The organism is Marinobacter sp. F4216, from assembly GCF_019931195.1.
GTDB lineage: Bacteria > Pseudomonadota > Gammaproteobacteria > Pseudomonadales > Oleiphilaceae > Marinobacter > Marinobacter suaedae.
The window spans coordinates 18340-30403 of the sequence record NZ_JAIOUO010000007.1 but is presented as its reverse complement, the minus strand read 5'-3'; the positions used below and the strand labels follow the sequence as shown (position 1 = coordinate 30403).

The window sequence follows — 12064 nt, the reverse complement described above, 5'->3', positions numbered from 1 at the left end:
TTACTTCGAGCGGTTCAAAAGAAAGTCTGCCAGCTCCAGATCGGCTGGAACGGTGACCTTGATGTTGTCGGGGCGCCCCTCCACGAGAACAGGAATCTTACCGAAAATCTCAAGTGCCGAGGACTCGTCAGTGACCGAAAGCTCATTGCGCCGAGCATTCTCCAACGCTTCTACCAACATCCCGAACCGAAACATTTGCGGCGTAAGGGCTCGCCAGAGATGTTTGCGATCCACAGTCTCGACGACCTCCGGGGTCGTACTTTTATCGCCCTTTTTCAAGGTATCGGCCACCGGAGCGGCAAGCAGGCCGCCAACCGGGTGACTCCCAACAGTGCTGACAAGGCGTTCGAGATCAGCTCGGTGAACACAGGGACGTGCGGCATCGTGCACCAGCACCCAGTCCTCCGGAGAAGCCTTGTCCGAGAGCGCTTGCAAAGCAGCCCGTACCGAGTCGGCCCGTTCTTCACCGCCCATACACGTACTGACCCGCGTATCCCGACTTGCTTCGGTTTCATTCCACCAATCATCGGAAGAATTCAGCGGAACCATGCAGCCATCGAATGGCAGGGCGTCCAATAAGCGGGATAACGTGATATCGAGAATAAAGCGGGACTGGATACGGAGATATTGCTTCGGGCACTCAGCCTGCATTCGCTGGCCAATACCAGCGGCCGGAACAATCAGCCAACGTTTTGGGTAGGTCATGAAGGATCAGTTTCTGCGTAAAAAAGAGAACGCGGTGATCAGTTTTCCACGACGAGGAAAAAGGTTTCGTCCTGACGAATCAAGCCAAGATTCATTCGGGCCCGCTCTTCCACAGCGCCCTGCTGGTTTCGCAGGTTGCGGACCTCTGCGTAGAGGCGTTCGTTGCGGGTCGCCAGCTCGGCATTTTCATGTTGCTGCTCGGCAATAGACTGCTCAAGCGCCCAAACCTGCGCAAGACTGCCTTCTCCGATCCACAGGCGCCCCTGCAAAACGAGAATAAGCGTAACCATGATTGCCCAGAGCAATTTCATTGCCGTTCCATTCGAAAAAAGCCGATCACACACTCAGCGTAGACCGGGAGTATAGCTCTTGTAGCAGATTAGCAACAAATCCTTCTAACCAGTTGTGTGAAAAGGCCATCGCTTCCGAAACTGTGTCCGGTGCACGATGGCCCTGTTCATTCTGTGACCGCGATCAATCCTGTCGCGGTCGAGAAGCGCCCGGGATTAGCCTTGGCCCTTGATTTCACTCAGGCCGCGGTATGGAGCATTTCCTTCCAGCTCCTGCTCAATGCGCAGCAACTGGTTGTATTTGGCCACACGGTCAGAACGGCACAGGGAGCCCGTTTTGATCTGACCAGCACAGGTAGCAACCGCGAGGTCTGCGATGGTGGTGTCTTCAGTCTCACCGGAACGGTGGGAAATCACCGCAGTGTAACCGGCGTCCTGAGCCATCTTGATGGCGTCCAAAGTTTCGCTGAGGCTGCCAATCTGGTTGAACTTGATCAGGATGGAGTTACCAATGCCCTTGTCGATGCCCTGCTTCAGGATCTTGGTGTTGGTGACAAACAGATCGTCGCCCACCAGTTGAACCTTGCTGCCCAGCTTGTCAGTCAGCACTTTCCAGCCGTTCCAGTCGCTTTCATCCATACCATCTTCGATGGACACGATGGGATAACGCTCGCACAGGCCCGCCAGGTAATCGGCGAAACCTTCGGAATCGAAGCTCTTGCCCTCGCCGGACAGCTGATACTGGCCATCCTTGTAGAACTCGGAAGATGCGCAGTCCAGTGCCAGGGTGACATCGGTACCCAAGGCATAGCCCGCCTTCTCAACCGCCTCCTTGATCACGGCCAATGCCGCTTCATTGGATGGCAGGTTCGGCGCAAAACCACCTTCGTCGCCCACAGCGGTGTTCAGGCCCTGAGCCTGCAGGACCTTCTTCAGGCTGTGGAAAATTTCCGCGCCAATACGCAAAGCTTCAGAGAAAGACTTCGCTGCTACCGGCTGAACCATGAATTCCTGGATATCAACGTTGTTATCCGCGTGCTCACCGCCGTTGAGGATGTTCATCATCGGAACCGGCATAGAGAACTTGCCAGAGGTGCCGTTGACGTCAGCGATGTGAGCATACAGAGGCTTGCCCAGAGACTCGGCAGCGGCTTTCGCTGCAGCCAGGGAAACAGCGAGGATAGCGTTTGCGCCCAGGTTGGACTTGTTCTCGGTACCGTCCAGTTCCAGCATGCTGTTGTCGATACCACGCTGGTCCGCAGCATCCTTACCCGTCAGGGCGTCACGGATTTTTCCGTTAACCGCCTCAACAGCCTTCAGTACACCTTTGCCCAGGTAACGGGACGCGTCCTTGTCGCGCAGTTCCAGCGCTTCGCGGGAGCCTGTGGATGCACCGGAAGGCGCGCAGGCGCGGCCCAGTGTGCCGTCCTCAAGGATAACGTCCGCTTCCACCGTCGGATTTCCGCGAGAGTCGAGGACCTCACGAGCCTTGATATTGGCAATCTTAGTCATACTGTCGTGTCTCCAAACTTACTAATAAGCAACAGGTGATGAAACGAAGAACACCGCCGGTCAGGCGGTGTCCAGGGGTTCAAAGCTCTTGACCAGGTCATCCACAGCCTTCACACGTTTCAGGAACGGCTCAAGCTGACTGAGTCTGAGCGCACAGGGGCCATCGCACTTGGCCTGATCAGGATCGGGATGGGCCTCCAGAAACAGTCCGGCCAGCCCCTGGGACATACCGGCGAGGGCCAGATCGGTGACCTGGGCACGGCGTCCGCCGGCGGAATCTGCCCGGCCACCCGGCATCTGCAGGGAGTGAGTCACATCAAAAAACACCGGCACGTTCAGGTCTTTCATAATGCCGAAGCCAAGCATATCAACCACCAGGTTGTTGTAACCGAAGCTGCTGCCTCGCTCACACAGAATCACCTTGTCGTTGCCGGCTTCCTCGCACTTGCGGATGATGTGTTTCATTTCCTGGGGTGCCAGGAACTGGGCCTTCTTGATGTTGATGACAGCGCCTGTTTTCGCCATCGCTGCCACCAGGTCGGTCTGCCGGCTCAGGAATGCCGGTAGCTGGATAATGTCACACACTTCGGCCGCCGGAGCCGCCTGGTCAGGCTCGTGAACGTCGGAAATGATCGGCACACCGAACTTGCTCTTGATATCCGCAAGAATCTGCAGTCCCTGCTCCAGACCGGGTCCCCGGAAGGAGTGAATGGAAGAGCGGTTGGCCTTGTCGAACGAGGCCTTGAACACATAGGGAATGCTCAGCTTCTGACATACCTCTACGTATGCCTCGGCCACTTCAAACGCCAGCTCTCTGGATTCCAGCACGTTCATGCCACCGAAGAGCACGAACGGCTTGTCGTTGGCAATCTCGATATCAGCAACAGTAACGGTCTGCCGCGCCATGATCAGGCTCCTTTCTTTCTCGCCAGGGCTGCTTCAACAAAGCCCTTGAACAGAGGATGACCATCACGGGGCGTGGAGGTGAACTCCGGGTGGAACTGACAGGCTACAAACCAGGGGTGATCAGCCACTTCAACTACCTCTACGAGCTTGCCATCCACCGAGCGACCGGAAATGGTCAGGCCAGCGCCTTCCAGCTGCGGCAGGAAGTTGTTGTTGACTTCAAAGCGGTGACGGTGGCGTTCACGAATGGTTTTCTTGCCATAACATCCGGCGATGGTGGTGCCTTCCGTCAATACACAATCCTGACCGCCCAGGCGCATGGTGCCACCGAGATCAGACGTTTCGGTGCGCTCTTCCTTCTCACCACTAGCATCCAGCCACTCGGTGATCAAACCAACCACCGGCTCCGGCGTATGTTCGCGGAATTCGGTACTGTGGGCATCAGTCAGGCCTGCCACGTTACGGGCGTATTCAATAACCGCCACCTGCATGCCCAGGCAAATACCCAGATAGGGCACCTTGTTTTCACGGGCATAACGAACGGTGTTGATCTTTCCTTCGACACCACGCTCACCAAAACCACCGGGCACCAGAATCGCATCGGCACTTTCCAGTGCGCCGGTCCCCTCACGCTCGATGTCTTCAGAATCGATGTAATTGATGTTGACCTTGGTGCGGGTCTTAATGCCGGCGTGCAACAGGGACTCGATCAGGGACTTGTAGGCGTCCAGCAGCTCCATGTACTTGCCGACCATGGCGATGGTCACTTCCTGTTCAGGATTCAACAGGGACTCGACCACGTCATCCCACTCGGTGAGGTCTGCTGGGCTGGCGTCCAGATTGAAGCGCTCAATCACCAGCTGATCCAGGCCATGCTCATGGAGCATGCGCGGGATAGCGTAGATGGACTTGGCGTCCTGCAGCGGGATAACAGCCCGCTCTTCTACGTTGGTGAACAGGGCAATCTTGCGACGGGAGCTGGCATCCACTTCGTGCTCGGAACGGCACAGCAGGATATCGGGCTGCAGACCGATGGACCGCATCTCTTTAACCGAGTGCTGGGTCGGCTTGGTCTTTATCTCGCCCGCTGTCGCAATATAGGGAACCAGGGTCAGGTGCATGAACAGGGCACGCTGTGAACCCACCTCAACCTTGAGCTGACGACAGGCTTCCAGGAACGGCAGGGATTCGATGTCCCCCACGGTGCCGCCAATTTCAATCAGCGCAACATCGGCACCGGCTGCCCCTTCGACCACACGACGCTTGATCTCGTCGGTGATGTGGGGAATCACCTGCACAGTTCCGCCCAGGTAATCGCCACGGCGCTCCTTGCGGATAACTTCCTCATACACCCGGCCGGTCGTGAAGTTATTGCGGCGGCTCATGGGAGTACGGATGAAACGTTCGTAGTGACCGAGGTCCAGGTCGGTTTCCGCGCCATCTTCGGTGACGAAAACCTCACCGTGCTGGAACGGACTCATCGTGCCGGGGTCCACGTTGATGTACGGGTCCAGCTTGAGAATGGTGACCTTCAGGCCTCGGGCCTCGAGAATCGCCGCCAGAGAGGCAGAAGCGATACCTTTACCCAATGAGGACACGACACCGCCGGTGACGAAAATATAACGCGTCATGCAGATTCCATGATTATCTGGTTCGGTGAAGGGGGGAGATTGTCATCTCAAGATGGGACGCCAGACTACCAGAAAGCCCCGGGCTACTCAATCACAATCCCGACCCACGACCAGCCGCCAACCGGCGGCTGGAGCGCATCCTGAGTATTGGTCAGAACACCAGAAATCGCCAATTGCGATGAGTTGTTCGGAGTCACCGAAACCTACGAAAATCAAAGGCAGACATGGCCTTTCCCAAGGGGGAACCCCCTGTTCCTGGAACCAGTTCTTGAGGGATTTGGAGCGGCCTTCGGGGTAAGGCCGGACGCGCTCACCGCCCTGCCTCGTAGATACCCTTATTGGCGGTACCGGCTGAGTCGGGTTAGAGGTTGGCTCCAGGCGCAGCGTCCATATCCCCCAACGGAGCTGCTCACCCGGATTCAGGGGCAGCGGCTCTGATGGCGATGGAGGCGCATCCGGAAGCAGGTAAAGCTTTGACTGAAATCGGCGCAGACTGAACCCGTCGCCCTGAAAAAACGGCATACGGTCTTCACCCGCCAGGATCAAATCGTGTATCGCCTGCTCCCAACCAACGACGGATGGCAGCGGTAAGTCACGCTGGAGAATCCACCATCGAAGCAGGTTTTTCTGCTCCGGCAGTGACAGCGCTGCAAAACGCTCCACTTTCAGGCAACTTTCACCATCACTGCACTCCGCCCACTGCCGCTCAGCCAGAATCTGATTGAGCACATCGCTTTCGTGGCAGGCATCGGCGCTGCGACGAACCCGGCCTAACAGCTCAGGCCAGCGCGATTTCATTTCGGATAAGACGCTATGCCGCAAGAAGTTTCGGTCGAAAACCTGATCGTTATTGCTGGGATCATCGATCCACCGAAGACCGGCCTCTCTTGCGTAGCGCTCGAGATCTGCCCGCGCAAACGGGAGCAGCGGCCGAAACAGATGCCCGTGGCCCACCCGCCGATGAACCGGCATGCCCGCCAGTCCGGCCACCCCACTCCCACGGAGTAACCGGAACAAAACCGTCTCTGCCTGATCATCGGCATGATGGGCCATCAGCAACAAGTCCCCCGGGCGGAGGATCTGCTCAAACTGGGTATAACGGGCGTTGCGTGCGGCTTCTTCGATACCGGCGGTGGCGGGCAGCCCCGGCCTCCCTTCAACCGAAACCCGGCGAACCTCCAGGGAAATATCGAGCCGCCTGCAGGCATCGACGCACAACGCCTCAGCCTCGCCCGCATTTTTCTGCAACTGATGATTTACGTGGATGGCCGCCAGCGGGACCTTTCCGTCATGGCACGCAGCGGTGAGATGTAACAGCAAGATTGAGTCCAGGCCGCCGCTGACAGCGACCCAAAGTCGGGAATGCGAGGGAAGCGACCTGACCGCTGCACACAAAGCATCCGGCCAGGCAAAACCGGCATCGGGCTTATCGCCCGCCGTCATAACGGGTCAGCCGCTCGTAGCGACGGGCCACCAGTTCATCCACGGGAAGACGGGCCAACTCGTCCATGCCCTGGACAAGAATTGCCTTGAGTGAGCCTGCCATTTCTTCCGGGTTGCGATGAGCGCCACCAAGAGGCTCGTCAATCACGTTATCCGCCACGCCCAGTTCTTTGAGCCGATCGGCAGTTACACCCATGGCCTCGGCAGCCTGAGCAGCAAACTCCGCACTCTTCCAGAGAATCGACGCGCACCCCTCTGGGGAGATAACGGAATAGGTGGAGTACTGCAGCATGTTCAGCTGGTCACATACACCGATGGCCAACGCGCCACCAGAACCACCTTCACCGATCACTGTGGAGATAATCGGCGTTTTCAGACGCGACATCACCGCCAGGTTAAAGGCGATGGCTTCACTCTGCCCGCGCTCTTCGGCCCCAATGCCGGGATAGGCTCCCGGGGTGTCAATGAAGGTCATGATCGGCAGCTTGAATCGCTCGGCCATCTCCATCAGGCGCAGGGCCTTGCGGTATCCTTCCGGCCGCGGCATGCCAAAGTTACGGCGAACCTTGTCGCGCACTTCCCGCCCCTTCTGGTGTCCGATCACCATCACAGGCTTGTCATTGAGACGGGCCGTACCACCAACAATGGCCAGGTCATCGGCATAGCGACGATCGCCGTGGAACTCGTCAAAGTCCTCGAAAATGGTCTCGATGTAATCGAGTGTGTACGGACGACGTGGATGGCGAGCCAGACGCGCAATGTCCCAGGGTTTCAGGTCGGAGAAGATATTCTCCGTCAGGTTGACGCTTTTGCGTTTCAACCTTGCGATTTCATCGGTGATATTGATGTCGGTGTCATTACCGACCATGCGAAGCTCTTCGATCTTCGCTTCCAGGTCGGCAATGGGCTGCTCAAAATCCAGATAGTTAGGGTTCATGATGTTCCATCATTTTGATTACCTGACAGGGAATCCTCCCCGCCAAACCAGAATTTGGGACAAAGATAGCAGCGCCCACTGCTTGGAAAAAGCGGACATTGGTATGAGTCCGCTTTCTGACAAAAGCTTAACTTTTCAATACGTCAGCCGCGATGGCGCCCAGAACCTTGCCGGACTTCTTCAATCATAGACCAGTTCCACCGACTGGTCGCCAACCAGGTAACGAAGCTCCAGAAGCAGGTTGTCATCCGGCTGAACCCGCCAGCTTTCGCCCAGCTCGATGCGGGTATGAGCCTGATCGCTGCTGTACTCGATCCAGACAGGACTGCCCTCACAGCGGAATGGACGCATGGTGGTATCCAACTTGTCGAGCAGACCGTTCTGCAACTGCTTGGAGTGCAGCACGAGCTTCAGCCCTTTACTGAATTGCTGGCGCGCCGTACCTACATCCATCACCGAGCTCACCCGCATCTTCATCTGGCCGGAGTAATCGTCGTGGCTGACCACACCCTCCACAACGATGACCTGATCAGAACCCAGCAATTCCCGGTTTTCCATGAAGGTTTCCGAGAACAGGGTGGCTTCAATCCGCGCACTCCGGTCATCCAGGGTGATGAAACACATGGTGGAGCCGGACTTGGTCTTCATGGTGCGCTGAGCGACCACCAGGCCGGCAACGCGCTGCGGCGACTTGTTGGGTTTCAGATCAGCGATGGAGTTGCGGACGAAACGCCGAACTTCTCTCTCATACTCGTCAAACGGATGCCCTGTCAGATAGAGCCCCAGGGTGTCCTTTTCACCCTTGAGGCGCTCTTTCTCTGGCCACTCACGAATACCGGCCACGTCCTCGTAGGGGTCGCCGCCGCCATCCTCGCCGCCCCCCATCAGGGCTTCGCCGAACATATCCATCATGCCCACCGACTCGTTGCGCGACTGCTGCGCGGCCTGCTGGATGGCCTTGTCGATACTCGCCATCAGCTGGGCACGGCTGGGGCCGAGCTTGTCCATCGCACCGGATCGGATCAGTGCTTCCAGGGCTCGCTTGTTGACCTTTTTCATGTCGATGCGACGACAGAAATCAAAGATATCCTGGAAGGGCTCACCGTTCCCGCGCCCCTCAACGATGGCCTGGATCGGTCCCTCACCCAGTCCCTTGATGGCACCGAGACCGTAAACGATCTGGCCGTCGTCGTTGACCGTGAAGGTGTACTCCGACCGACTGACATCTGGCACCAGAAGGTCAAGCTTCATGTTCCGGCACTCTTCCACCAGCGTCACCACCTTGTCGGTGTTCTGCATATCGGCGGTCAGTACGGCGGCCATAAACTCGGCCGGATAGTGGGCTTTCAACCACAAAGTCTGATAGGACACCAGTGCGTAAGCGGCAGAGTGCGATTTGTTAAAGCCGTAGCCGGCAAACTTTTCGACCAGGTCGAAGATGTTTTCGGCGAGGGTCCTGTCAATGTTGTTGTTTTCACAACCTTCAATGAAGATCGCCTTCTGCTTGGCCATCTCTTCGGGCTTTTTCTTACCCATGGCTCGCCGAAGCATGTCGGCGCCACCGAGGGTATAGCCAGCCATCACCTGAGCGATCTGCATGACCTGCTCCTGATACAGGATGACCCCATAGGTGGGCTCAAGCACTGGCTGCAGGCCTGCGTACTGGTAATCCGGATGCGGGTACGACAGAGGCTGGCGTCCGTGCTTTCGGTCGATAAAGTCATCCACCATGCCCGACTGCAGAGGCCCCGGTCGGAACAGGGCTACCAGAGCGATCATGTCTTCGAGGTTATCCGGCTGAAGTCGACGGATCAGATCTTTCATACCCCGGGATTCCAGCTGGAACACGGCGGTCGTTTCTGCCCGCTTCAGCATCTCGAAGGATCGCTTGTCATCCAGGGGGATGGTGGCAATATCCAGCGCCTGTTCTCCGCGCTTTTCCCTTCGCGGGTTCACCATGTTCAGCGCCCACTTGATGATGGTGAGCGTCCGCAAACCCAGGAAGTCGAATTTGACCAGCCCGGCTTCCTCGACGTCCCCCTTATCGAACTGGGTGACCAGACTGCCGCCCTCGTCATCACAGTACAGGGGTGAGAAGTCGGTAATCTTGGTGGGCGCAATAACCACGCCCCCCGCATGCTTACCCGCGTTCCGGCAGACACCCTCAAGCTTGAGCGCCATCTCCCAGATTTCCTGGGCTTCTTCATCCTGTTCCAGGAACTCCTTGAGTTGCGGTTCTTCCTGGATCGCCTTGTTCAGGGTCATGCCGACTTCGAACGGAATCAGCTTGGAAAGTTTGTCCGCCAGCCCGTAGGACTTGCCCTGCACCCGGGCGACGTCCCGCACCACCGCTTTCGCAGCCATGGTACCGAAGGTGATGATCTGGGAAACGGCTTCCCGGCCATATTTGCGGGCCGTGTAATCGATAACCCGGTCGCGGCCTTCCATGCAGAAGTCAACGTCGAAGTCGGGCATGGAGACCCGTTCCGGGTTCAGGAATCGCTCGAACAGAAGATCGTATTCCAGCGGATCCAGATCGGTAATCAGCAGCACATAGGCTACCAGGGAGCCGGCACCGGAACCCCGGCCTGGCCCCACGGGCACGCCGTTGTTCTTGGCCCACTTGATGAAGTCCATAACGATGAGGAAGTAACCCGGGAACCCCATCTGGATAATAATATCGAGCTCGAAGTTGAGCCGCTTGTAATAGGCATCCCGCTTGCTGTCGTATTCCGGATCGTCCTTGCTCAGGATGGTCGTCAGGCGTTCTTCCAGGCCGTCTTCCGACACCTTGCGGAAATACTCGTCCATGGTCATGCCATCCGGGATTGGATAGTTCGGCAGGAAGTACTCGCCCATCCGGACCTTTACGGAGCAGCGTTTGGCAATCTCTACGGTGTTCTCGACCGCCTCCGGGATATCGGAGAACAGCTCGATCATCTCCTCAGCGCTGCGAAGATACTGCTGATCACTGAAGCGACGGTCCCGTCGGGGATCATCCAGGGTGCGGCTTTCACCGATGCACACCCGCGCCTCATGGGCTTCGAAATCCTCGGCATGCAGGAAGTGCACATCGTTGGTGGCCACAACCGGCAAAGCCAGCTCCCGGGCCAGGTCCACGCTCATGTGCAGACACTCTTCATCGCCGGCACGACCGGTACGCTGAAGTTCCAGGTAATAGCTGCCCGGATACAGGTTCTTCCAGTATTCCGCACGCTCCCGGGCCAAATCTGCTTTGCCAGCCAGCAGTGCCCTGCCCACGTCACCCAGCTTGCCGCCCGACAGGGCGATCAAACCAGCGGCACGCTGTTCCAGCCAGCTGCGCTGGACAATGGGCTTGCCGAACCGCTGCCCTTCGGTGTAACCGAGTGAAATGATTTCAGTCAGGTTCAGGTAGCCATCGTTATTTCGCGCCAGCAGTGTCACCCGGAAGGGATTTTCCGGTTCTTCCGGGTTGTCCAGCCAGAGATCAGCGCCAATGATCGGCTTCACGCCAGCGCCGAGGGCCGTCTTGTAGAAGCGCACCAGCGAGCACATGTTGGACTGCTCGGTCAGCCCGACCGCGGGCATGCCCAGTTCGGCCACGCGGCCAATCAGCGGCTTCACTCGAACCAGGCCATCAACCATGGAATATTCGGAATGCACCCGCAGGTGTACAAAGGTGTTCGGCATAACGTCAGGTGTGTCCTGCTGAAAATTCATTGGGAGTACGGGCGGTTCAGCCGCCAATCAAACTCCGGATATCATCTTCGGTCTGCGGACCAAAACGCGCTTCGACCAGGTCGCCGTCGGGGCCCACGATATAGGTGGCCGGCAACGCGATGGGGACGTCCCACCCCAGCTTGGCCGCCGGGTCTTCTGCCAGTAGAACGAATTCAATGCCCATACGCTTACCCAGCTCTTCCAGAGCCTGCCCCTGGATGCCGTCAAAATTCACCCCCAGCACGGCAATGTCAGGGGCGATATCAAGAGCATTGAGTTCGGGAATTTCTTCCAGACAGGGCTTGCACCATTCCGCCCAGTAGTTCACCAGCACCCACTGGCCACGGAGCTGGTCCCAATTCAGCTTCGCTCCTTCAGCGCGCTGAAGTTCGATCTTCTCACATCCAGACAGGAGAAGTACCAGGGAAAATATCCCAAGGGCGATGGTCCGGCGAAAAAACCGCTGTTTCCCAGGGTACTGCACGTGAATTCCTCCTGTTAGACTACCGGCCTTTCGAAACCGACGTATTCACCTTGATAAAGTCAGGCCCGACGATGACAGAAGCTACCCGGATTTTCCACAACCCACGCTGTTCAAAATCTCGCCAAACCCTGCAACTGCTGACCGATCGGGGTATCGAACCTGAGATTATACGCTACCTGGAAACCCCACCGACAGCTCAGGAACTGGATGCCATCCTGACCGCCCTTGATTTCGAGCCCCGGCAGTTGATGCGCACCAAGGAAGACGAATACAAATCCCAGGGGCTGGATAACCCAGAGCTCTCCCGGGAGCAGCTGATTGACGCCATGGTGAACACCCCCAAACTGATCGAGCGTCCGATCGTACTGGCCAATGGCAAAGTCGTCGTCGGACGCCCGCCGGAAAACGTGCTGTCCATTCTTTAAGTCAGCACCAAACTCGTTCAGTCACCCGC

At 57.5% G+C, this 12064-nt stretch carries 10 protein-coding genes; 1 reads left to right on the top strand and 9 read right to left on the bottom strand.

What is annotated here, in order from left to right; translation table 11 throughout:
* From ispD to K8I84_RS13905, 9 genes are all read right to left on the bottom strand, one after another.
* A complete protein-coding gene (gene ispD / locus K8I84_RS13945; protein WP_223795394.1) occupies window positions 1-705 on the bottom strand; it encodes a 2-C-methyl-D-erythritol 4-phosphate cytidylyltransferase in 705 nt (234 codons plus the stop codon).
* Between the two features lie 38 nt (window positions 706-743).
* Window positions 744-1016 carry a septum formation initiator family protein gene (locus K8I84_RS13940; protein WP_223795393.1) on the bottom strand — a complete coding sequence of 91 codons (273 nt, stop codon included), beginning with the start codon at window positions 1014-1016 and terminating at the stop codon, window positions 744-746.
* A gap of 195 nt (window positions 1017-1211) precedes the next feature.
* Window positions 1212-2507 carry a phosphopyruvate hydratase gene (eno, locus tag K8I84_RS13935; protein WP_223795392.1) on the bottom strand — a complete coding sequence of 432 codons (1296 nt, stop codon included), beginning with the start codon at window positions 2505-2507 and terminating at the stop codon, window positions 1212-1214.
* Between the two features lie 60 nt (window positions 2508-2567).
* Window positions 2568-3413 carry a 3-deoxy-8-phosphooctulonate synthase gene (gene kdsA, locus K8I84_RS13930; RefSeq protein WP_223795391.1) on the bottom strand — a complete coding sequence of 282 codons (846 nt, stop codon included), beginning with the start codon at window positions 3411-3413 and terminating at the stop codon, window positions 2568-2570.
* Between the two features lie 2 nt (window positions 3414-3415).
* Window positions 3416-5044, bottom strand: a complete 1629-nt coding sequence (locus K8I84_RS13925) for a CTP synthase (RefSeq protein WP_223795390.1) — start codon at window positions 5042-5044, stop codon at window positions 3416-3418.
* Between the two features lie 87 nt (window positions 5045-5131).
* Window positions 5132-6487, bottom strand: a complete 1356-nt coding sequence (gene tilS, locus K8I84_RS13920; protein WP_223795389.1) for a tRNA lysidine(34) synthetase TilS — start codon at window positions 6485-6487, stop codon at window positions 5132-5134.
* A complete protein-coding gene (accA, locus tag K8I84_RS13915) occupies window positions 6471-7424 on the bottom strand; it encodes an acetyl-CoA carboxylase carboxyl transferase subunit alpha (RefSeq protein ID WP_223795388.1) in 954 nt (317 codons plus the stop codon). Before accA ends, tilS begins: the two co-directional genes overlap by 17 nt.
* Window positions 7425-7604: 180 nt before the next feature.
* The gene (dnaE, locus tag K8I84_RS13910) at window positions 7605-11096 is read right to left on the bottom strand and encodes a DNA polymerase III subunit alpha (protein ID WP_223795387.1); all 3492 of its coding nucleotides are present in this window, start codon (window positions 11094-11096) and stop codon (window positions 7605-7607) included.
* 46 nt (window positions 11097-11142) lie between these two features.
* Window positions 11143-11610: a TlpA family protein disulfide reductase gene (locus K8I84_RS13905; protein ID WP_223795386.1), complete on the bottom strand. Its 468-nt coding sequence runs from the start codon at window positions 11608-11610 to the stop codon at window positions 11143-11145.
* Between the two features lie 71 nt (window positions 11611-11681).
* Between K8I84_RS13905 and arsC the strand changes: the two genes are divergently transcribed.
* Window positions 11682-12035, top strand: a complete 354-nt coding sequence (gene arsC / locus K8I84_RS13900; protein WP_223795385.1) for an arsenate reductase (glutaredoxin) — start codon at window positions 11682-11684, stop codon at window positions 12033-12035.
* Window positions 12036-12064: the final 29 nt, after the last annotated feature.